The organism is Streptomyces sp. NPDC054872 (assembly GCF_053610705.1).
In genome coordinates this window covers 232,292-253,993 of the sequence record NZ_JBSGYY010000009.1, presented here as the reverse complement: position 1 = coordinate 253,993, position 21,702 = coordinate 232,292, and the positions used below count along the sequence as shown (strand labels likewise).

The following is a 21,702-nucleotide window of genomic DNA, read 5'->3' as shown; positions in this document are numbered from 1 at the left end:
GTTACATTCCGAACCCGGAAGCTAAGCCTCACAGCGCCGATGGTACTGCAGGGGGGACCCTGTGGGAGAGTAGGACGCCGCCGAACTATTATTAATAGAGCTGGTCCCTGAACTTCGGTTCAGGGACCAGCTCTTTTTTGTTTTGCGACACTTGCCGTTCACGTTCCGCAGCCAGCATCTGAGTCATGAGGACAGTTGGCATGTTGCGAGCCGCAGGCGTCGGTGCCGGTGACGAGGTCATCGTGCCGGCGTACGGAAACGTCGAGATCGCCGAAGCCGTGGTCCTGGCAGGCGCCGTGCCCGTATTCGCGGACATAGATCGGGCGACCTACTGCCTCGATCCAGATGCGGTGGCCGCCGCCGTGACCTCCCGTACGGCCGCTGTGGCCGTCGTGCACCGCTTCGGGCACCCGGCTGACGTCAGGCGGCTCCGGGACATCGGGACGCGGCACGGCATTCTCGTACTGGAGCAGGGAGAGTCGGACGCACCGTACGACGAGCGTGCGCAGCGGCGGGCTCATGCGGCCTACCTCAGTGGCCGCCTCGGCGGTGTGATCACGCCGGACGGCGTCGAGGGGCACAGCTATCAGCAGTACGTCGTGCGGGTGCCCGGAAACGGGCGGCCGGACCGGGACGCGTTCGCGCGTGCCGTGCGGGCCAAGGGAATTGACTGCCGGGTGCCCGTGAAGACGCCCGCTCACCGCACGCCCAAGTTCTGGCGGGACGTCTATCTGCCGGAGACCGAGCGTGCCGCGGACGACACCCTGGCGCTGCCGGTCGACGCGTCGATGTCGCGGCGTGAGCTGCAGCGTGTGGTGTCCGCCTGCAACGCGCTCGGCGGGCTTCTCCAGCCGGCATTCTGAGAGGCGCGTTCGCTAAGGCGCCTCCTTGGTGTGGGACTTGAAGAACTCCCACATCAGGTCTGTCGCGTCGAGCCCCGCGGTGGGGTCGGACATGCTGCCGCCCGCGCCGCCCGGCCAGGAGTGGCCCATGTCGGGCAGCCGGTAAACGACCACTTCCGAGCCGTCGCGACACTTGGCTGTTGTCCTTTTGATTTTCTTCTTGAGTTTCTCGGGTTGGCTCGTCTTGCAGGACAGGCGCTTCTGCCAGGCCGTGATGCCTTCGTCCATCCCGGTGTAGTGCTCGTCGAGGCCGCCGATGAAAGTGATCACGGAGACAGGGGTTCTCGGCATGTACGAGGCCGCTGATCGTGGCCGCGGCCGCGCCGTCGGACGGATAGGGGTGCATGGCGATGACCAGCGGGAGTTTTTCCGAGCGGGTGTAGCCGGGTGGGGCGTGGACCGTGTAGATACGCTTCTTGCCTTTCCAGGTGAGCGTGACCTTCTGATCGCCCGGGCGCGGGGTCTCCGCTGCCGGCGGCTGCTTGGAGGGCTTCTGGTCCGTCGTCGGACCCGCAGGCTGCGATCGGCAGGAGCAGGGCGGCCAGCGCCATGGGTAAGGAGTTCCGCATGGATGTACCACGTCGGGTCGGCATGGCCGCAGAGTGGCAGTGGCGGTGCGGGCGGTCCAGAGGAACGGCCGGTTCGAGGCACCTTCGATTTCAGGTATGATCTATTCCGTTGCCAAGCGGGAAACCGCGAAGCGCAACAGGCCCCTATAGCTCAGTCGGTAGAGCGTCTCCATGGTAAGGAGAAGGTCTGCGGTTCGATTCCGCATGGGGGCTCAGCGAGCAAGACGGGAAAGTCCCCGCCCAGTTGGGCGGGGACTTTTTTGTATCCCGGGGGGCCCAAGGCCCCCCGGCGCGAGATCGTCAGTCCTTCTGGATGTCCGGGACGCGCATCGCCAGGATCGCCATGTCGTCCGACGGGGCGTCCGTCGCGAACCGCTCGACCGCGCGCATGATGCGGGCCGCGACCGCGCCCGCGGTGAGGCCCGTGCACGTGGTGAGCACGTCTGCGAGGCCGTCGTCGCCGAGCATGCGGGTGCCTTCGCGGCGCTCGGTGACTCCGTCCGTCACGCAGAGCAGGACGTCGCCCGGGTCGAGGGTCACCGTCTGCTCGTAGAGCTCCAGGTCGTCCATGACGCCGAGGAGCGGTTGCGGCTCCGCGTACGGCTCGACCGTTCCGTCCTGGCGCAGGCGGAGCGGGAGGGGGTGGCCGGCGCAGACGATCTTCAGGACGGCCGAGCCGTCCTCCTGCGGCCACAACTCCCCGTAGAGGAGGGTGAGGAAGCGGCTGCGTGCGCCCTCGTCGAGGATCGCGGCGTTCAGGCGCTCCAGGACCGCGGGGCCACCGAAGCCCTCGCGGGCGAGGAGGCGCAGGGCGTGGCGGGCCAGGCCGGTGACCGCGGCGGCCTCCGGGCCCGTGCCGCAGACGTCGCCGATCGCGAAGCCGTACGCGCCGTCGCGGATGGGGAAGAGGTCGTAGAAGTCGCCGCCGACCTCGTTCCCCTCGCCGGCCGCGCGGTAGATGACGTCGACCTCGACGCCGGGGATCTGCGGCAGTCCCGGCGGCAGCAAGCTGCGCTGGAGGGACTGGCTGATGGCCATGCGCTCCGAGTACAGGCGGGCGTTGTCCAGGGCGAGGGCTGCTCGGCGGGAGAGATCTTCGGCCAGTTCCAGGATCTCTTGGCGGAAGTGTTCGTCGGAGGGCTTGCCCAGAGTCAGCATGCCGATGACGCGGTTACGGGCGACCAGGGGCAGGACGACCGTCTCGCCGCCCACCGCCGACGCAGTGGAGAGCGTCGTGCCGATGCCCGAGCCCAGGCTCATGGGCTCGCCGAGGCCCAGGCTGCGCATGGAAGTGCGCAGGGCGGCCTGGTGGGCGGCCTCCGAGGGAGCGGCCCAGACGCGGGCTCCGGGGGTCGGCACGGGGTCGGGAGGGGCGATCTTGGAGAGGAGCGCCTTCAGGCCGTCGATGCGCTCCTCGTCCTCATGGAGGACGTACGAGAGATAGGGCTCGGACGACTGGTCGGCGATCGTGTAGACCGCGCACCAGGTGGCGAGCGTCGGGACCGTCATCTGGGCCATGAGCGCCAGAGTCTGGTCGCGGTCCAGGGTGCCGGCGAGGAGGTCCGACGCCTCGACGAGGAAGGACAGCGAGCCGCGGCGCAGGCGCTCCAGCTCGCCGAGGCGCGCGGACTCGACGGCGAGGGCGATGCGGTCGGCCGCGAACTGGAGGCGCAGGGCTTCCTCGTTGGAGTACCGGTCGGGGGCCTCGGCGGCGACGCCCAGGGAGCCCGTGAGGCGGCCTTCGACCTTCAGCGGGACCGTGACCACCGAGCGCATGCCCGTGCCGCTGAGGAGCGGTACGGCGCCGGGGACGACCGTGAGGTCCTCGTGGACGGCCGGCATGCGGGCGGAGCCGTAGCGACCGGGGCCGGCCTCCACGGGGACGCGCGCGAAGCGCTGGCGGGCCGAGGGAAGGCCTGTGGAGGCGCGTACCTCCAGCTCCGTCTCGTCGTCCGTGGCGAGGAGCAGGAAGGCGGCGTCGCCGTCGAGCATGTCGCGTGCGCGTTCGACCGTGCGCTGGAGCAGACCGTCGAGGTCGTCCGGCGCGGGGGAGCCGATGAAGACCTCGAAGGGGTCGGCGGTGTGCGACTCGGTGAGCGCCCCTGGCTCGGGAGCGGGGCCGCGCAGCGGGGTCTGCAGGACGGCGCGCTCGTCGTCGCGCACGAGCAGGCAGACCGTGGAGGGTTCGCCGTCGGCGTCGCGCACCCGCAGGTGCGAGGCGTAGACGGGGGTCACGCGGCCGTCGGAGCCGCGGATGCCGTAACTCCCCTCCCAGCGGGAGAGTTGGAGCGCTTCGACGATGCCGGTGCTGGTGCCCGGGGTGTGCGGCCAGGCGGCGAAGTCGGTGAGCGGTTTGCCGGTGACCTGTTCGGCGACGTACCCGAAGAGTTCTTCGGCGTCTTCGTTCCAGGCGGAGATCGCGCCCACGCGGTCGATCTGGACGACGGCCACGCGGACTCTGCCGTCGGTGAGCGGGAGCAGCTCGGCGGGGAGGGCGGGGCCGGCGGCGCGGGTGCCCACCGAGCGGTCGGGGAGGTCGAGTTGGAACCAGACCTGCTTCTGCGTGGGGGTGTAGTCGACGCCCCAGCGGGTGGCGAGCGCCGCGCACAGCTGGAGGCCGCGGCCGCCCTCGCGGTCCGGGTTGCCCATGTTCACGGCGGCCTGCTGGAGCGGGATCTCGCGTTCCGGATAGTGGTCGGACACCTCGATGCGTACGGCGTCCTCGCTGCGCAGGCAGAGGACGTCGGCGGCGGTTCCGGCGTGCACCACGGCATTGGTGACGAGCTCGCTGGTGAGGACGACGGCGTCGTCGACGATGTCCGTGAACCCCCAGCCCTGGAGGGTGTCGCGGACAAAGGAGCGGGCCGTCGCGACGGAACGCCCGACGGGGTCGAAAGTCGCAGCCGCGCGCGCGGTGATCACAGAACTCCTCGTACGAGTATCGACGCCCAAGTCTCCCACCATGGTGCGGCCGCCCCTCCGATGCCCGCTTGTACGTGTGCCACCGCCCAGGCCGGGCAGGACCGGGGTGGTTGGACAGCCGGATGCCAGGTTACTTACCTTCGCCGTCCATGCTGATGCCGGTCGTCAGTGTTTCCGCCCGGAGGGTGTGCGGACGGTGTGCGAAGCTGCCGAACTGTTATGGCCTGGTTCAGCCATGGTGAAACACTGGGCAAGCTTCTTGGAGAGAGCCCAGGTAACCCGAGCAGTACGGTCGACCCTTGCGGGAGGGACACAGTGGAGTCTGGCGCAGCGACGCGGGGCACTAAAACGCGTGCGAAAGACGGACAGTCCCAGAGCAAACAGCGCAAACCGCGCCACGGGGCGACCACGTCAGTGGACACGGCGGCCCTGAACAGGTTGCTCGCGGCGCTTGCGGCCATGCGGGACGGAAACTTCCGCAAGCGGCTCACCGTGTCCGGTGACGACGTCATGTCGGAGATCGCTGCCGTCTTCAACGAGGTGGCCGACCGCAATCTGCACCTGACCGGTGAGATTTCCCGGGTCCGGCGGATGGTCGGACGTGAGGGCAAACTCACGGAGCGCCTGGAGACCGGCGCGAGCGAGGGCTCGTGGGCGGCGGCGATCGACGCGTCGAACGCGCTGGTCGATGACCTCGTGCGCCCCGTGTCCGAGGTCGGGCGGGTGCTCTCCGCGGTCGCCGAGGGCGACCTGGAGCAGCGGATGGAGCTGCGGGCGCAGGCCGACGAGGGGAGCGGTCACCCACTGCGCGGGGAGTTCCTGAAGGTCGGCCGTACGGTCAACAACCTCGTCGACCAGCTCTCGACGTTCACCGACGAGGTCACGCGAGTGGCCAGCGAGGTGGGTACCGAGGGCAAGCTGGGCGGTCAGGCGCGGGTACGCGGTATGTCCGGTTCGTGGAAGGATCTCACGGATTCGGTGAACACCATGGCGTACCGGCTCACCGCGCAGGTGCGTGACATTGCTCTCGTCACGACGGCGGTCGCCAAGGGCGACTTGTCGCGGAAGGTGACGGTTCACGTCGCCGGCGAGATGCTCGAGCTGAAGAACACCGTCAACACGATGGTGGACCAGCTCTCGTCCTTCTCCTCCGAGGTGACCCGCGTCGCGCGCGAGGTGGGCACGGAAGGCGAGCTCGGTGGCCAGGCGCAGGTCCCGGGTGTGGCGGGTGTGTGGAAGGACCTCACCGATTCGGTGAATCTTATGGCCGGCAATCTCACCGCCCAGGTGCGTGGGATCGCCCAGGTCACGACGGCCGTCGCGAACGGCGATCTGTCCCAGAAGGTGACGGTGAGCGCACGCGGCGAGGTCGCCCAACTCGCCGAGACCATCAACCAGATGACCGAGACGCTGCGTACGTTCGCGGACGAGGTCACCCGCGTCGCGAACGAGGTCGGCGCCGAGGGGCAGCTGGGCGGTCAGGCGAACGTGCCCGGCGCGGCGGGGACGTGGAAGGACCTCACCGACTCGGTGAACACGGTCTTCCGGAACCTCACCACGCAGGTGCGGGACATCGCGACGGTGACGACGGCGGTCGCCAACGGTGATCTCTCGCAGAAGGTCACGGTCGATGTCGCGGGCGAGATGCTCGAACTGAAGAACACCGTGAACACGATGGTGGACCAGCTCTCCGCCTTCGGTGCCGAAGTGACGCGCGTGGCGCGCGAGATCGGTGTCGAGGGTGAGCTGGGCGGCCAGGCGCAGGTGCAGGGCGCGGCCGGCACGTGGAAGGACCTGACGGACTCGGTCAACACCGCCTTCCGTAACCTCACGGGCCAGGTCCGCAACATCGCGCAGGTCACGACGGCGGTCGCGAACGGCGACCTGTCGCAGAAGGTCACGGTCGACGTCTCCGGCGAGATGCTTCAACTGAAGAACACCGTCAACACGATGGTGGACCAGCTGTCGTCCTTCGCCGATCAGGTCACGCGGATGGCACGCGATGTGGGTACGGAGGGCCGCCTCGGCGGCCAGGCCCGCGTGGACGGTGTCAGCGGCACCTGGAAGGAACTCACCGACTCCGTCAACTTCATGGCGGGGAACCTGACGTCGCAGGTACGTCAGATCGCCCAGGTCACCACCGCGGTGGCCCGCGGCGACCTCTCCCAGAAGATCGACGTGGACGCCCGCGGCGAGATCCTGGAGCTGAAGAACACCATCAACACGATGGTCGACCAGCTCTCCGCCTTCGCCGACCAGGTGACCCGGGTGGCCCGCGAGGTGGGTACGGAGGGCCGCCTCGGCGGGCAGGCGCAGGTGCCCGGCGTGGCCGGTGTGTGGCGCGACCTGACCGACTCCGTGAACGGCATGGCCGGCAACCTCACCGCGCAGGTGCGCAACATCGCGCAGGTGGCGACCGCGGTGGCCCGCGGTGACCTGTCGCAGAAGATCGACGTGGACGCGCGCGGCGAGATCCTGGAGCTGAAGAACACCCTCAACACGATGGTGGACCAGCTCTCCGCGTTCGCCGAGCAGGTGACGCGGGTGGCCCGTGAGGTGGGCACCGACGGCATCCTGGGCGGCCAGGCCGAGGTGCAGGGTGTCTCCGGCACCTGGAAGGACCTCACGCAGTCCGTGAACGGCATGGCGAACAACCTGACCCTTCAGGTCCGCAACATCGCCGAGGTCACCACGGCGGTCGCCATGGGTGACCTCTCCAAGAAGATCACCGTCGACGCGAAGGGCGAGATCCTCGAGCTCGTCACCACCGTGAACACGATGGTCGACCAGCTGTCCAACTTCGCCGAGCAGGTGAACCGCGTGGCCCGTGAGGTGGGCACCGAGGGCAACCTGGGTGGTCAGGCGCGGGTGCCGGGCGTCACCGGCACCTGGAAGGACCTCAGCGACAACGTCAACCTGATGGCGAACAACCTGACCGGTCAGGTGCGCAACATCTCCCAGGTCGCCGCGGCGGTCGCCAACGGAGACCTGACGAAGAAGGTCACCGTCGAGGCGCGTGGCGAGGTCGCGCAGCTCGCCGACACCGTCAACACGATGGTGAAGACGCTGAGTTCGTTCGCGGACGAGGTGACCCGGGTGGCCCGCGAGGTGGGCACCGACGGCATCCTCGGCGGTCAGGCCCGGGTGCCCGGAGTGTCGGGCACGTGGAAGGACCTGACGGAGTCCGTGAACGGCATGGCCTCCAACCTCACCGGCCAGGTCCGCAACATCGCGATGGTCACCACCGCGATCGCCAAGGGCGACCTGACCAAGAAGATCGACATCGACGCCCGGGGCGAGATCCTCGAACTCAAGACCACCATCAACACCATGGTCGACCAGCTGTCGTCCTTCGCCGAGCAGGTCACGCGCGTGGCCCGCGAGGTGGGCACGGAAGGCCAGTTGGGCGGTCAGGCGCGGGTGCGGGACGTCGACGGCACGTGGCGTGACCTCACCGAGTCCGTGAACGAGATGGCCGGAAACCTGACGCGTCAGGTGCGTGCCATCGCCGAGGTCGCCACCGCGGTGACGCGCGGCGACCTGAACCTGAAGATCGACGTGGACGCCGCGGGCGAGATCCAGGTCCTCCAGGACAACATCAACTCGATGATCGCCAACCTCCGCGACACCACCCTCGCCAACAAGGAACAGGACTGGCTCAAGGGCAACCTCGCCCGTATCTCCGGTCTGATGCAGGGCCGCCGGGACCTGGCGGACGTCGCCTCGCTGATCATGAGCGAGCTGACGCCGGTGGTCTCCGCGCAGCACGGCGCGTTCTTCCTGGCGCTGCCCACGGAGGACGCCCCGGAGCCGGGCGCCGAGCAGGGCGACGCGTACGAGCTGCGCATGATGGGCAGCTACGGCTACTCCATGGGCTCCATGCCGACGTCCTTCCGGCCCGGCGAGACACTGATCGGTACGGCGGCGCAGGAGCGGCGCACGATCCTCGTGGAGAACGCGCCGTCCGGCTATCTGCGGATCGCGTCCGGGCTCGGTGAGGCGCCGCCCGCACAGGTGATCGTCCTTCCGGTGCTCTTCGAGGGGACCGTTCTCGGCGTGATCGAGCTGGCGGCCTTCCAGCCGTTCACGCAGATCCAGAAGGACTTCCTCAGCCAGATCGCCGAGATGATCGCGACGAGCGTCAACACGATCAGCGTCAACACGAAGACCGAGGTACTGCTCAAGCAGTCGCAGGAGCTCACCGAGCAACTGCGCGAGCGCTCGGCGGAGTTGGAGAACCGGCAGAAGGCCCTGCAGGACTCCAACGCCGAACTGGAGGAGAAGGCCGAGCTGCTCGCCCAGCAGAACCGCGACATCGAGGTCAAGAACACCGAGATCGAAGAGGCCAGGCAGGTCCTCGAGGAGCGCGCCGAACAGCTCGCGGTCTCCATGCGGTACAAGTCCGAGTTCCTCGCGAACATGTCGCACGAGCTGCGTACGCCGCTCAACTCCCTGCTGATTCTGGCCAAGTTGCTCGCCGACAACGCCGACGCGAACCTCACCCCCAAGCAGGTGGAATTCGCCGAGACGATCCACGGCGCGGGCTCGGACCTGCTGCAGCTCATCAACGACATCCTCGACCTGTCGAAGGTCGAGGCGGGCAAGATGGACGTCTCCCCGACCCGCATCGCCCTGGTGCAACTCGTGGACTACGTAGAGGCCACCTTCCGACCGCTGACCGCGGAGAAGGGGCTCGACTTCTCCGTACGGGTCTCTCCGGAGCTGCCCGCCACGTTGCACACGGACGAGCAGCGCCTCCTCCAGGTGCTGCGCAACCTCCTGTCCAACGCGGTGAAGTTCACCGACTCCGGAGCGGTCGAGCTGGTGATCCGGCACGCGAACGCCGATGTGCCCAACGCCATCCGCGAACAGCTCCTGGAGGCGGGTTCGCTGCGCGACGCGGACGCGGATCTGATCGCGTTCTCGGTGAGCGACACCGGCATCGGTATCGCGGGCAGCAAGATGCGGGTGATCTTCGAGGCGTTCAAGCAGGCCGACGGGACGACGAGCAGGAAGTACGGCGGCACGGGCCTCGGGCTCTCCATCAGCCGGGAGATCGCGCGCCTCCTCGGCGGCGAGATCCACGCGGCGAGCGAACCGGGCCGCGGCTCGACGTTCACGCTCTATTTGCCGCTGCACCCGAGCGAACTGCCGCCCCAGGGTTACTCGCAGCTGTCACCCCTGCCGGGCACGGTCGCGAGGCCCGCCCTGGAGGAGGGCGCGTCCACGGCCGAGCAGCCCGCGCCGAGCGAGAGTGTCACACCGCCGCGGCTGGACGCGGTGCCGGATTCCGGCACGCTCTTCAGGCGCCGGCGTCGTGCCGCGCACGCCTCTTCGGAGCAGCCGCCGGTGCTGCCGGGGCAGGGTGTCGCCGAGCAGCAGGAGCAGCGCTCGCAGGAGCAGTGGCCGACCGCGGGGCAGCAGGAGGCGGCCGAGGCGCGGCCGGGCCACCAGTTCGGCGGCGAGAAGGTGCTCATCGTCGACGACGACATCCGCAACGTGTTCGCGCTCACCAGCGTCCTGGAGCAGCACGGGCTGTCCGTGCTGTACGCGGAGAACGGCCGTGAGGGCATCGAGGTCCTGGAACAGCACGACGACGTGACGGTCGTCCTGATGGACATCATGATGCCGGAGATGGACGGGTACGCGACGACGACGGCGATCCGCAGGATGCCGCAGTTCGCCGGGCTGCCGATCATCGCGCTCACCGCGAAGGCGATGAAGGGCGACCGGGAGAAGGCCATCGACTCCGGGGCGTCCGATTACGTTACGAAGCCGGTCGACCCGGATCATCTGCTCTCGGTGATGGAGCAGTGGATGCGCGGGGAGTGACCGAGAAGAGGCTTCATTACGCGGAGTTGCTGACAGAGTGTGTCCGAGGCCGTGTAGAAGCGCGGTATTCGGGGAACCTTCTGGTCTCCCACTGCGTTTCTGCTACGTGCACAGTGACATCGCGGTGACAGGGTGTGGCGACAGGCGGGGTGCGGCTACGATGACCGGCACAAGGACGGACGGCGTAAGGGAGTCGTCCCCTGGGGCGGCGCCCGGTGTACCGCCGGGGCGAGGAGGGCGGGCCATGGTGCAGAAGGCCAAGATCCTCCTGGTCGATGACCGGCCGGAGAATCTGCTGGCGCTGGAGGCCATCCTCTCTGCGCTCGATCAGACCCTGGTACGGGCATCGTCCGGGGAGGAAGCGCTCAAAGCACTACTCACGGACGACTTCGCGGTCATTCTGCTGGACGTCCAGATGCCAGGCATGGACGGTTTCGAAACCGCCGCGCACATCAAGCGGCGAGAACGGACCCGGGACATCCCGATCATCTTCCTCACCGCCATCAACCACGGCCCGCACCACACGTTCCGCGGGTACGCGGCCGGTGCGGTGGACTACATCTCCAAGCCGTTCGATCCGTGGGTGCTGCGCGCGAAGGTCTCGGTGTTCGTCGAGCTGTACATGAAGAACTGCCAACTGCGGGAGCAGGCAGCCCTGCTGCGGCTCCAGCTGGAAGGCGGCGGCAAGTCCGCGGCGGGTGACGCGAAGGAGCCCGCGGGGCTGCTCGCCGAGCTTTCCGCGCGCCTGGCGGCCGTCGAGGAACAGGCCGAGGCGCTCTCGAAGCAGCTCGACGACGACTCGGCGGATGCCGCAGCGGTCGCCACCGCGGCCCATCTCGAACGCAAACTCACCGGCCTTCGGCGGGCTCTTGACGCCCTGGAGCCGGGCACCGGAAGCGGTGCGCCTTCGGTGTCGTCGCAGAGTTGATCCGACGCGGAGGCGGTGAACATCCGTCAGTTCACCGCCGCCGCAAGGGCGACACAAACGGGTGAAGCAGTAGGCACACGTGTCCGCAGTGGCCTGCACCGGTAACCTCAGACCCATGGCCTCACGTCCGTCCGCAGCCAAGAAGACGCCCGCGAAGAAGGCGGCCGCGCCCACAAAGGCTCCGGCGAAGAAGGCCGTCGCCAAGAAGCCGCCCGCCAAGAAGGCTCCGGCGAAGAAGGCGCCCGCCAGAAAAGCCGTGGCGAAGAAGCCCGTGCCCAAGCCGGCGCCCAGCCCCACGGGCGGCGTGTACCGCCTCGCGCGCGCCCTGTGGCTCGGTCTCGCGCACAGCGTGGGCGCGCTGTTCCGCGGCATAGGGCGCGGCGCGAAGGGCCTCGATCCGGCGCACCGCAAGGACGGCGTCGCACTGCTGCTGCTCGGCATCGCGCTGATCGTCGCCGCGGGGACCTGGTCGAATCTGCGCGGTCCCGTCGGGGACCTCGTCGAGATGCTGGTGACCGGCGCGTTCGGCCGCCTCGACCTGCTCCTTCCGATACTGCTCGCGGTCATCGGCGTACGCCTCATCCGGCACCCCGAGAAGCCCGAGGCGAACGGCCGCATCGTAATCGGCCTCTCCGCTCTCGTGATCGGCGTGCTCGGACAGGTGCACATCGCCTGTGGTTCGCCCGCCCGCGCGGACGGCATGGCGGCCATAAGGGACGCCGGCGGACTCATCGGCTGGGCCATGTCGACCCCGCTGATCTTCACCATGGGCGAGGTCCTCGCCGTACCGCTGCTCGTGCTGCTCACCGTCTTCGGGCTGCTCGTGGTCACGGCGACGCCCGTCAACGCCATCCCGCAGCGGCTGCGACTGCTCGGCGTCAAGCTCGGCGTCGTCCAGCCGGAACCCGAAGCGGTGCAAGGTGACTACGAGGACGACGAGCGCTACGAGGAGCAGTGGCGCGAGGCGCTGCCCGCTCGCTCACGCAGGCGCGCCGAGGCCCCTGAGGCGTACTCCCCGGACCAGGCGGAGGAGGAGGCGCTCACCCGGCGCCGCCGGCCCCGCAGGGCGTCCGCACAGCCCTCTCTGGACCGTCCGATGGACGCGGTGGATGTCGCGGCCGCCGCGGCCGCCGCGCTGGACGGGGCCGTCCTGCACGGCATGCCGCCCTCGCCGCTGGTCGCCGACCTGACGCAGGGCGTCTCCGGGGAGCGCGACGAGAAGCCCGAGCCGCCCGAGAAGCCCGCGGAGAGCTCCGCGCCGGTGCCGACCGCGCGCGCCACGGACAGTCCGCCGCCCGGCGTGCGGCGGAAGAAGCCCGGCGAGTCCGACGACTCCGGGGTGCCGGACCTGACCAAGTCCGCCCCGGAGAGGCAGCGGGACCTGCCGCCGCGGGCCGAGCAGCTGCAGCTGGCCGGCGACATCACGTACTCGCTGCCCGCGCTCGACCTGCTGGAGCGCGGCGGCCCCGGCAAGACCCGCAGCGCCGCGAACGACGCGGTCGTCGCCTCGCTCAGCAATGTCTTCAGCGAGTTCAAGGTGGACGCGGACGTCACCGGATTCACGCGCGGCCCCACTGTCACGCGGTACGAGATCGAGCTCGGCCCGGCCGTGAAGGTCGAGAAGATCACGGCGCTTGCCAAGAACATCGCGTACGCGGTCGCCAGCCCCGACGTCCGCATCATCAGCCCCATCCCCGGCAAGTCCGCGGTCGGCATCGAGATCCCGAACACCGACCGCGAGATGGTCAACGTGGGCGACGTGCTGCGTCTGGCGGACGCGGCCGAGGACGACCACCCCATGCTGGTGGCGCTCGGCAAGGACGTCGAGGGCGGCTACGTCATGGCCAATATGGCGAAGATGCCGCACATCCTGGTCGCCGGAGCCACCGGCTCCGGTAAGTCCTCGTGCATCAACTGTCTGATCACGTCGATCATGATGCGGGCGACCCCCGAGGACGTACGGATGGTCCTCGTCGACCCCAAGCGCGTCGAGCTCACCGCGTACGAGGGCATCCCGCACCTGATCACGCCGATCATCACCAACCCCAAGCGGGCCGCCGAGGCGCTCCAGTGGGTCGTACGCGAGATGGACCTGCGCTACGACGACCTGGCGGCCTTCGGCTACCGGCACATCGACGACTTCAACCAAGCCGTCCGCGAGGGCAAGCTCAAGACGCCCGAGGGCAGTGAGCGAGAGCTCAGCCCCTACCCGTACCTCCTAGTGATCGTCGACGAGCTCGCCGACCTGATGATGGTCGCCCCGCGCGACGTCGAGGACTCGATCGTGCGCATCACGCAGCTCGCCCGAGCGGCGGGCATCCATCTGGTGCTCGCCACGCAGCGGCCGTCCGTGGATGTCGTGACCGGTCTGATCAAGGCGAATGTGCCCTCGCGGCTCGCCTTCGCGACCTCGTCGCTCGCCGACAGCCGCGTCATCCTCGACCAGCCGGGTGCCGAGAAGCTGATCGGCAAGGGTGACGGGCTCTTCCTGCCGATGGGCGCGAACAAGCCCACCCGTATGCAGGGCGCTTTCGTCACCGAGGACGAGATCCACGCGGTCGTCCAGCACTGCAAGGACCAGATGGCGCCCGTCTTCCGTGAGGACGTCACCGTCTCCACCAAGCAGAAGAAGGAGATCGACGAGGACATCGGCGACGACCTCGATCTGCTCTGCCAGGCCGCTGAGCTGGTCGTTTCCACTCAGTTCGGGTCCACGTCGATGCTCCAGCGCAAGCTGCGCGTCGGGTTCGCGAAGGCCGGACGGCTCATGGACCTCATGGAGTCGCGCGGCATCGTGGGGCCCAGCGAAGGCTCAAAGGCTCGTGACGTTCTTGTGAAACCCGATGAGCTGGATGGCGTGCTGGCCGTGATCCGCGGGGAGGCTCACCCATAAGGGAGCGGAAGGCAACCGTTTCTCTTCGGCGTACGTCAAGTTGAGGGGAGGGAAAGCACCATGCCCCGCCATCAGGATGTCCCGCCATTCCGATGGCGTACAAAGTCCGTCGCCCAGTTGCCCCACCCTTCGCGAACCCCCCTAGACTGAACATCCGGCAGGTGGCTACACGCTCGAAAGGCGCCCCCGTGTCCATCGGCAACTCCCCTGAAGACGACCGCCCTTCAGACCACCGACCCACTGACGACCTGCCCGAGGAAGACCGTCCGGCAGCCGAGAGCCCGGCTGACGACCGGCCCTCCATCGGGCGCACGCTGCAGCAGGCACGCATCGACGCGGGCCTGACCGTCGACGAGATCAGTACGTCCACTCGGGTGCGTATTCCGATCGTGCACGCGATCGAACAGGACGACTTCTCCCGATGTGGCGGAGATGTGTACGCCCGCGGACACATCCGCACCCTCGCACGCGCCGTAGGGGTCGATCCCGCCCTCCTGCTGGCCCAGTACGACGAGGCGCACGGCGGTCACCCGCCGGCGCCCACCCCCGCGGCGCCGCTCTTCGAGGCCGAGCGGATCAGGTCCGACCCGCGTCGGCCCAACTGGACCGCGGCCATGGTCGCCGCGATCGTCGCCGTCGTCGGCTTCGTCGGCTTCACCGCGTTCAACGGCGGCAGCGAAGAGGACGGATCGAAGTCGCAGGTCGCCGAGGGCGCCACGCCGGCCACCAGCAAGCCCGCCACCAAGCCCGCGCCGAACAAGCCCGCCGACCCCAAGCCGGACCCGTCGGACAGCGCGATCGCCGGCGCCCCCCAGGACAAGGTCACGGTCAAGGTCAACGCCGCCGACGGCCGCAGCTGGATCTCGGCCAAGGATCACAACGGCCGGACGCTCTTCGACGGCGTCCTGGAGCAGGGCAAGTCGAAGACCTTCCAGGACAAGCAGAAGATCGACCTGGTCCTCGGCGACGCGGGCGCGATCCATCTGTTCGTGAACGGCAAGACGATCGACAACGAATTCGAGCCCGGCCAGGTCGAGCGGCTCACGTACACCAAGGGCGACCCCGAGGTCGGCTGAGCCCGGTGACGGCGGCCCGGACCCTCGCGGCGGGGGCCCGGGCAGGGACGAAGTAGTCTTGAGAGCATGCCCGAACGCCGTACCGTCGCCCTTGTCACTCTTGGCTGCGCCCGTAACGAGGTGGACTCGGAGGAGCTCGCAGGCCGCTTGGAGGCGGACGGCTGGCAGCTCGTCGAGGCCGCCGAAGACGCGGATGTCGCCGTGGTCAACACCTGTGGGTTCGTCGAAGCCGCCAAGAAGGACTCCGTCGACGCCCTTCTCGAAGCCAATGACCTCAAGGGCCATGGCAAGACCCAGGCCGTGGTCGCGGTCGGCTGCATGGCCGAGCGCTACGGCAAGGAGCTCGCCGACGCCCTCCCCGAAGCCGACGGTGTCCTCGGCTTCGACGACTACTCCGACATCTCCACCCGCCTGAACACCATCCTGAGCGGCGGCAGTGTCGAGGCCCACACCCCGCGTGACCGGCGCAAGCTCCTTCCGATCAGCCCCGCGGAGCGGCAGGAGGCGGGCTCGGACGTGGCGCTGCCCGGCCACGCGCCCATGGACCTGCCCGAAGGCGTCGCGCCCGCCTCGGGGCCGCGTGCCCCGCTGCGTCGGCGCCTCGGCACCAACCCCGTCGCCTCGGTGAAGCTGGCCTCCGGCTGCGACCGGCGCTGCTCGTTCTGCGCCATCCCCTCGTTCCGCGGGTCCTTCATCTCGCGGCGCCCCTCCGACGTGCTCGGCGAGACGCGCTGGCTGGCCGAGCAGGGCGTCAAGGAGGTCATGCTCGTCTCCGAGAACAACACGTCGTACGGCAAGGACCTCGGTGACATTCGTCTCCTGGAGACGCTGCTGCCCGAGCTGGCCGCCGTCGACGGGATCGAGCGGGTGCGCGTCAGCTACCTCCAGCCCGCCGAGATGCGCCCCGGGCTCATCGACGTACTGACCTCCACGGAGAAGGTCGCCCCCTACTTCGACCTGTCCTTCCAGCACTCCGCTCCCGGCGTGTTGCGGGCGATGCGGCGCTTCGGGGACACCGACCGGTTCCTGGAGCTTCTGGACACCATCCGTACGAAGGCGCCGCAGGCCGGCGTGCGATCCAACTTCATCGTGGGCTTCCCCGGCGAGTCCGAGGCCGACGTGGACGAGCTCGAGCGGTTCCTCACGGGTGCGCGGCTGGACGCCATCGGCGTCTTCGGGTACTCCGACGAGGAGGGCACCGAAGCGGCGACGTACGAGCACAAGCTGGACCAGGACGTCGTCGACGAGCGGCTCGCGCGTATCTCGCGGCTCGCCGAGGAACTGACCTCACAGCGCGCCGACGACCGTCTCGGTGAGACCGTCGAGGTGCTCGTGGAGTCCGTGGACGAGGAGGACGGCGCGATCGGCCGGGCGGCTCACCAGGCGCCCGAGACGGACGGCCAGATCCGCTTCGCGGGGGCCACGGGTGGGGAGGACCTGCAGGTCGGTCGTATGGTCGTGGCAAAGGTGGTCGGCACGGAAGGCGTGGACCTGGTGGCTGAGTACAGCGAAATTCTGGGGGACTCGCCCCGGATCCCGGCCGAGGAGGCACGCAGATGACCGGAGTCCCGGCATCCGCGGCGGGCGGCTCCGGCGCGCAGGGCGCCAAGCCGGTGCGCGGCGGAAAGTTGGGCGCTGCGGCCGTCAATCAGGCCAGCGTGTGGAACGTCGCCAACTTGTTGACGGTGATCCGGCTGCTGCTCGTGCCCGGCTTCGTGATGCTCCTGCTCGCCGACGGCGGGTACGACCCCGCCTGGCGTGCGTGGGCCTGGGCGGCGTTCGCCGTCGCCATGATCACGGACCTGTTCGACGGGCACCTCGCACGTACGTACAACCTGGTCACGGACTTCGGGAAGATCGCCGACCCCATCGCCGACAAGGCGATCATGGGCGCCGCGCTGATCTGTCTCTCGTATCTCGGTGATCTGCCGTGGTGGGTGACGGGCGTCATTCTCGGGCGTGAGCTCGGGATCACGCTGCTGCGCTTCTGGGTGATCCGCTTCGGCGTCATCCCGGCCAGTCGCGGCGGCAAGATGAAGACCCTCTGGCAGGGCGTGGCGGCGGGCATGTACGTCCTGGCGCTGACCGGCCCGCTCGCCACGCTGCGGTTCTGGGTGATGGCGGTCGCCGTCGTCCTGACCGTCCTGACCGGCCTCGACTACGTGCGGCAGGCGATCCTGCTGCGGCGCCACGGCATCGCGGAAGCGCAGGCGGCGTCGCTGGCCTCCGCCGCGGCGGCAGAGGCGGCAGCGGCGGCTGCCGAGGCTTCGGCCCCCACTTCCGGTGAAGGGACCCGGGAGTCGGCTCCGTGATGTCGCTCGGTCCGGCCGCGCAGGTGCTGCGGCTGCTTCAGGCGCGTGGCGAGACGCTCGCCGTCGCCGAATCGCTCACCGGGGGCCTCGTGGCCGCCGAGGTGACGGCGGTGCCGGGGGCCTCGCGGGTCTTCCGGGGGTCCGTGACGGCGTACGCGACCGAGCTGAAGCACGAGGTGCTCGGCGTCGACGGCACTCTGTTGGCGGAGCGCGGTGCCGTGGACGCCGAGGTGGCGCTGCAGATGGCGGCGGGTGTGCGCAAGGTCATGGGCGCGGACTGGGGGATCGCGACCACGGGCGTCGCGGGGCCGGAGCCGCAGGACGGGCAGGCGGTCGGGACGGTCTTCGTGGCGGTCGCGGGTCCGGTTTCCCTGGACGCGGGGCCCGGGAGCGCCGTCGGCGGCGCTGATTCCGCTCTTCGCTCTGAGGGGAAAGTGGCCGCTCTGCGGTTGAACGGTGGGCGTTCGGACATCCGTATGGAGAGTGTACGGAGCGTGCTCACGCTGCTGGTCGAGCGGCTGTCCGGCGAACGTGCCGGGAACGGGCGGGCACAGGATACGGAACAGAACGGGGGGACTTGATGTTTGCAGCCCTGAGTGAACACGACATCGCTCCCCGCACGGCCGCCGCGCGAGGCGGTACGGTGGGGCGTGAAGGATGCGGCTACGCGGTCCGAGGAGGGAGCCACCGATGATTCTGCTCCGTCGCCTGCTGGGTGACGTGCTGCGTCGGCAGCGCCAGCGCCAGGGCCGTACTCTGCGCGAAGTCTCCTCGTCCGCCCGAGTCTCGCTCGGCTATCTTTCCGAGGTGGAGCGGGGGCAGAAGGAGGCATCCTCCGAGCTGCTTTCCGCGATCTGCGACGCGCTTGACGTACGGATGTCCGAGCTCATGCGCGAGGTGAGCGATGAGCTCTCCCTCGCCGAACTGGCTGCGTCGGCAGCGGCTACGGAACCGGTGCGCGCACCGGTTCGCCCGATGCTCAATTCCGTCTCGGTGAGCGGTGTGCCGCCGGAACGGGTGACGATCAAGGCGCCTGCGGAGGCGGTGGACGTCGTCGCCGCGTGATGCCGCGTTGACTGCGCACGCTGTTTGAGCGCTCATATTTGTACGAAGCCCCGGCCGGGCAATGGCCGGGGCTTTCGTGCGTTCCGGGGTCTGGGTGGGCCGTGGGGGCGGTGACGGGCTGTGTGGGCGGGGATGTTCGGTGACGCTGCGCGCACTCTGTGCGATGTCCCTATTGGCCTACTTGTGCCATGGTTGGTGGGGGTTTTCGCTTACGCGTTCCCATGATCTTTGGAGGTTGGATGTACGTCGTGAAGAGCCCTCTGTCCGAGGCGGATCTGAAGACGGTCTCGGAGGCCCTGCAAGGGGCGCTCGTGGACCTGGTCGATCTCTCCCTGGTGGCCAAGCAGATCCACTGGAACGTGGTGGGCACGCGCTTCCGCTCCGTCCATCTGCAGCTCGACGAGGTCGTGGACACGGCCCGGACGCACTCCGACACCGTGGCGGAGCGGGCGTCCACGCTCGGTGTCTCGCCCGACGGCCGCGCGTCGACCGTGTCGCGGAGCAGCGGCATCGGCGACGTCGCCGCCGGCTGGGTCAAGGACGCGGACGCGGTGGGCACGCTCGTGGACGCGCTCGGCGCGGTGATCACGCGGATGCGGGAGCGGGTCGAGGCGACCGGCGAGGCGGATCCGGTGAGCCAGGACATCTTCATCGGGATCACGGCCGACCTGGAGAAGCATCACTGGATGTTCCAGGCGGAGAACGGCTGATCGCGAAGAGCGACTGAACGACTGATCGCGATGAGCGACTGAGCGACTGAATGAGGCGGATGCGCCGGGCCGCTGGGCTGGTCCGCGGGGCGCTGGGCGGCTGGTTGCTGAGGTCGAGGGCGGCTTGGCGCTGAGGTCGTGCGCGGCGGGTCCCTGATCTCTCGAGATCAGGTCGATCTGGGCGGCGGCTTGCTCGTGCCTCGTGTGCCCTTCGGTGCGCCCTCCCGGCTGACGGGGCGGGCGTCTAGCGTCGGGCGTCAGGTCCAGGATTCCTCGGGTGTCCGGACGTTGTTGTCGGGTGCCGGGTCCAGGATTCGGGTGTCGGGCCTCGTGCGGAGGTGGTGACCGTGGCATGGAGAGTCGTGCGGTGGGCGCCGGCTCTGGTGCTCGGGGCGCTCTGGTGGTGGGGTGTGCTGCGGCTGGCCCTCGTCCCTGAGGCGGGAGTCCTGGAGGGGGCCGTCGCGGCCGGTGGGTGGGGGCTGAGTCTGCTGCCGGTGCATTGTGTGCCGCAGTCCCGGGCCGTGGGGGCGTCCCGGGCTGCTGCTCGGGCCGCTCGGGCTGCCCGGGCGGCAGCTCAGGACGCCTCGCAGGCATCCCCGTCCAGGGAGCGCGGCCGGGGAGCGGGTGGTGGTGTGCCGGGGTGGTTCGGGAAACGTACGGCTGGGGGCGTTGCCCGGTCCGCCGGTGACGCTGTCACCAAGGCATGGCGACGCCACCGTTCGGGCGGAGGATCTGGCCCGTCGTGAAAGCGGACGCGTCGGACGCCAGGTGCAGGACGGCGTGTGCGATGTCCTCCGGCTCGCCCACGCGGCCCAAGGGGGACATGCGGATCATGAGCCCCTCGGTGTGGGCCTGGGCGGCGGCGTCGTGGCGGTCGGTCATGGGGGTGCGGATCCAGCCGGGAGCCACCGCGTTGACGCGGATGCCATGCTTGCCCACCTCGGTGGCGAGGGTCTTCGTGAGCTGGACGACGGCTGCCTTCGCCGCTCCGTAGCAGAGGAGGCCCGGGCCGCCGGTGTCCACGGCGCCCGAGGCCATGGTGATGATGCTGCCGGAGTGGCGGGGGCGGGGGTGTTGGGGGTGGCGGGCGCGGTCGGGATTGTTCGCGTGTGTGGGGTCGGCCGTGTTTGCGGCGATCATCGTGCGGGCCGCGGCCTGGCAGGCGTACAGAACGCCCTTGAAGTTGATGTTCAGGACCCGGTCGAGGTCCTCGTCCCGGGTCTCCAGGACCGGGCTGTTGTGCATGATCCCGGCGATGGCGGCCATCACGTCCAGGCGGCCGGTGGACGCCGTGGCTGCCGCGACGGCCTGATCGACCTGGGCTCTGTCCGCCACGTCCACGGAGTGGGTGTGCGCGGTGCCGCCGGCGGCCTTGATGAGCGTGGCCGTCTCGTGGAGTCCCTGGGTGTCGCGGTCGGCGCAGTGGACGGTGGCGCCCGCTTCCGCGAGGAGTACGGCCGACGCCCGGCCGATGCCGCTTGCCGCGCCGGTGACGAATGCGGTGCGTCCGCTGAGGTCGTACGCCGTGAGGGGCATGACGGGACGGTACGGCTAGATCTGACGGGGCGTCAACTGGTGGGTGGAGTCTCAACTCGTGGGTGGAGTCGGCTTGGTGGCAGTTGCTCGGGGTTGGTGATGTTCGGCTGATGGGGATGGGGGTGGTGGGGATAGCGGGGGGGCGGGGTTCAGGGTGTCGGGCCCTGTTGGCAGGACGGGCACCAGTACGTGGGACGGCTGCGGGAGCCGTCGCCCTGCTCTCCCAGGCGGATGGGGGTGCCGCAGCGCAGGCAGGGGCGGGGCGCTCGGCCGTATACGTAAAGGCGCTGGCCCGCGCGGTCGTGGCCCGTGGTGGTGCGCGACGGGCGGTTGCGGTTGGCTTCCAGGAGCTTCTTGGCGAGGGCGGGGATGCGGGAAGCCGTCTCGGCGGAAAGCTCCCCTACGGGAAGCCAGGGTGTGACGCCCAGGAGGAAGCCCATCTCGCTCTTGTAGACGTTGCCGATGCCCGCGAGATTGCGCTGGTCGAGCAGGGCCTCGCCGAGGGCGCGCTCGGGCGCCGCGAGGAGGTTGGCGAGGGCCTGCTCGGGGTCCCAGTCGGGGCCCAGAAGATCGGGACCGAGGTGGCCCACGGCCTTGTCCTCGTCGGAGGTGCGGAGGAGTTCGAGCACGGGGAGGCGATACCCGACGGCTGTGCGCTCGGCGTTGCCCAGGATCGCCCTGATCTGGTGGCCGGGGCCGCCTCTCCAGCGCTCACCGGGGGCGTACACCTTCCAGGAGCCGTCCATGCGGAGGTGGGAGTGCAGGGTGAGTCCGCCCTCGAAGCGGGTGATGAGGTGCTTGCCGCGTGGGGTGACGTCCAGGACTGTGCGCCCGGTGAGGTCGACGGTCGCGAGCTTCGGGACGCGGAGGTCGGAGCGCGTGACGGTGTGCCCGGCGAGGGCGGTGTGCAGGCGCCGGGCTGCCTGGTAAACGGTGTCACCTTCGGGCATGAGATCC

Annotated in this window: 14 protein-coding genes, 1 tRNA gene and 1 rRNA gene; 12 read left to right on the top strand and 4 right to left on the bottom strand. The window is 69.3% G+C overall.

Annotated features, from left to right (window positions below; all coding sequences use genetic code 11):
* Together rrf and ACWGIH_RS14110 are read left to right on the top strand one after the other, a co-directional pair.
* A 5S ribosomal RNA gene (gene rrf, locus ACWGIH_RS14115) occupies positions 1-86 on the top strand; the annotation flags it as partial.
* Positions 87-200: 114 nt separating this feature from the next.
* Positions 201-863 (top strand): DegT/DnrJ/EryC1/StrS family aminotransferase, encoded by a 663-nt coding sequence (locus ACWGIH_RS14110; RefSeq protein WP_453443482.1) that lies wholly within the window; start codon positions 201-203, stop codon positions 861-863.
* A gap of 12 nt (positions 864-875) precedes the next feature.
* On the opposite strand, the gene ACWGIH_RS14105 is transcribed toward ACWGIH_RS14110, so the two are convergent.
* Positions 876-1,172, bottom strand: a complete 297-nt coding sequence (locus tag ACWGIH_RS14105) for a hypothetical protein (protein ID WP_453443481.1) — start codon at positions 1,170-1,172, stop codon at positions 876-878.
* A 439-nt stretch (positions 1,173-1,611) separates the two neighbouring features.
* On the opposite strand from ACWGIH_RS14105, the gene ACWGIH_RS14100 reads away from it, so the two are divergent.
* Positions 1,612-1,684, top strand: a tRNA-Thr gene (locus tag ACWGIH_RS14100).
* A gap of 87 nt (positions 1,685-1,771) precedes the next feature.
* Here ACWGIH_RS14100 and ACWGIH_RS14095 read toward each other — a convergent pair.
* The gene (locus tag ACWGIH_RS14095) at positions 1,772-4,435 is read right to left on the bottom strand and encodes a SpoIIE family protein phosphatase (protein WP_453443479.1); all 2,664 of its coding nucleotides are present in this window, start codon (positions 4,433-4,435) and stop codon (positions 1,772-1,774) included.
* A gap of 273 nt (positions 4,436-4,708) precedes the next feature.
* On the opposite strand from ACWGIH_RS14095, the gene ACWGIH_RS14090 reads away from it, so the two are divergent.
* The 9 genes from ACWGIH_RS14090 (at position 4,709) to ACWGIH_RS14050 (ending at position 19,209) form a co-directional block, all read left to right on the top strand.
* On the top strand, positions 4,709-10,225 hold the full coding sequence (locus tag ACWGIH_RS14090) for a HAMP domain-containing protein (protein WP_453443477.1): 5,517 nt from the start codon (positions 4,709-4,711) through the stop codon (positions 10,223-10,225).
* Between the two features lie 244 nt (positions 10,226-10,469).
* Complete coding sequence (locus ACWGIH_RS14085) at positions 10,470-11,153, top strand: response regulator (RefSeq protein WP_160507566.1); 684 nt, start codon at positions 10,470-10,472, stop codon at positions 11,151-11,153.
* Between the two features lie 115 nt (positions 11,154-11,268).
* Positions 11,269-14,046: a DNA translocase FtsK gene (locus ACWGIH_RS14080; protein WP_453443475.1), complete on the top strand. Its 2,778-nt coding sequence runs from the start codon at positions 11,269-11,271 to the stop codon at positions 14,044-14,046.
* Positions 14,047-14,234: 188 nt separating this feature from the next.
* The gene (locus ACWGIH_RS14075; RefSeq protein WP_453443473.1) at positions 14,235-15,122 is read left to right on the top strand and encodes a helix-turn-helix domain-containing protein; all 888 of its coding nucleotides are present in this window, start codon (positions 14,235-14,237) and stop codon (positions 15,120-15,122) included.
* 66 nt (positions 15,123-15,188) lie between these two features.
* Positions 15,189-16,682, top strand: coding sequence for a 30S ribosomal protein S12 methylthiotransferase RimO (gene rimO, locus ACWGIH_RS14070; protein ID WP_453443472.1), 1,494 nt, complete (start codon positions 15,189-15,191; stop codon positions 16,680-16,682).
* Positions 16,679-17,434: a CDP-diacylglycerol--glycerol-3-phosphate 3-phosphatidyltransferase gene (gene pgsA / locus ACWGIH_RS14065; RefSeq protein WP_453443470.1), complete on the top strand. Its 756-nt coding sequence runs from the start codon at positions 16,679-16,681 to the stop codon at positions 17,432-17,434. The genes rimO and pgsA overlap by 4 nt, the downstream gene beginning before the upstream one ends.
* Positions 17,434-18,015, top strand: coding sequence for a CinA family protein (locus ACWGIH_RS14060; protein ID WP_453443468.1), 582 nt, complete (start codon positions 17,434-17,436; stop codon positions 18,013-18,015). Before pgsA ends, ACWGIH_RS14060 begins: the two co-directional genes overlap by 1 nt.
* 109 nt (positions 18,016-18,124) lie before the next feature.
* Complete coding sequence (locus tag ACWGIH_RS14055) at positions 18,125-18,499, top strand: helix-turn-helix domain-containing protein (RefSeq protein WP_160507571.1); 375 nt, start codon at positions 18,125-18,127, stop codon at positions 18,497-18,499.
* A 239-nt stretch (positions 18,500-18,738) separates the two neighbouring features.
* Positions 18,739-19,209 (top strand): Dps family protein, encoded by a 471-nt coding sequence (locus ACWGIH_RS14050; RefSeq protein ID WP_453443466.1) that lies wholly within the window; start codon positions 18,739-18,741, stop codon positions 19,207-19,209.
* A gap of 693 nt (positions 19,210-19,902) precedes the next feature.
* On the opposite strand, the gene ACWGIH_RS14045 is transcribed toward ACWGIH_RS14050, so the two are convergent.
* Positions 19,903-20,745: an SDR family NAD(P)-dependent oxidoreductase gene (locus tag ACWGIH_RS14045; protein ID WP_453443464.1), complete on the bottom strand. Its 843-nt coding sequence runs from the start codon at positions 20,743-20,745 to the stop codon at positions 19,903-19,905.
* 149 nt (positions 20,746-20,894) lie between these two features.
* Positions 20,895-21,695, bottom strand: a complete 801-nt coding sequence (locus ACWGIH_RS14040; protein ID WP_453443463.1) for an Fpg/Nei family DNA glycosylase — start codon at positions 21,693-21,695, stop codon at positions 20,895-20,897.
* Positions 21,696-21,702 lie beyond the last annotated feature (7 nt).

What these genes read in the sequence shown, in the direction of transcription:
- ACWGIH_RS14060 (WP_453443468.1), top strand. Translation starts at nt 17,434, where the DNA reads ATGTCGCTCGGTCCGGCCGCGCAGGTGCTGCGGCTGCTTCAGGCGCGT.
- rimO (WP_453443472.1), top strand. Translation starts at nt 15,189, where the DNA reads ATGCCCGAACGCCGTACCGTCGCCCTTGTCACTCTTGGCTGCGCCCGT.
- ACWGIH_RS14110 (WP_453443482.1), top strand. Translation starts at nt 201, where the DNA reads ATGTTGCGAGCCGCAGGCGTCGGTGCCGGTGACGAGGTCATCGTGCCG.
- ACWGIH_RS14085 (WP_160507566.1), top strand. Translation starts at nt 10,470, where the DNA reads ATGGTGCAGAAGGCCAAGATCCTCCTGGTCGATGACCGGCCGGAGAAT.
- ACWGIH_RS14040 (WP_453443463.1), bottom strand. Translation starts at nt 21,695, where the DNA reads ATGCCCGAAGGTGACACCGTTTACCAGGCAGCCCGGCGCCTGCACACC.
- ACWGIH_RS14095 (WP_453443479.1), bottom strand. Translation starts at nt 4,435, where the DNA reads ATGGTGGGAGACTTGGGCGTCGATACTCGTACGAGGAGTTCTGTGATC.
- ACWGIH_RS14050 (WP_453443466.1), top strand. Translation starts at nt 18,739, where the DNA reads ATGTACGTCGTGAAGAGCCCTCTGTCCGAGGCGGATCTGAAGACGGTC.
- ACWGIH_RS14080 (WP_453443475.1), top strand. Translation starts at nt 11,269, where the DNA reads ATGGCCTCACGTCCGTCCGCAGCCAAGAAGACGCCCGCGAAGAAGGCG.
- ACWGIH_RS14055 (WP_160507571.1), top strand. Translation starts at nt 18,125, where the DNA reads ATGATTCTGCTCCGTCGCCTGCTGGGTGACGTGCTGCGTCGGCAGCGC.
- pgsA (WP_453443470.1), top strand. Translation starts at nt 16,679, where the DNA reads ATGACCGGAGTCCCGGCATCCGCGGCGGGCGGCTCCGGCGCGCAGGGC.
- ACWGIH_RS14045 (WP_453443464.1), bottom strand. Translation starts at nt 20,745, where the DNA reads ATGCCCCTCACGGCGTACGACCTCAGCGGACGCACCGCATTCGTCACC.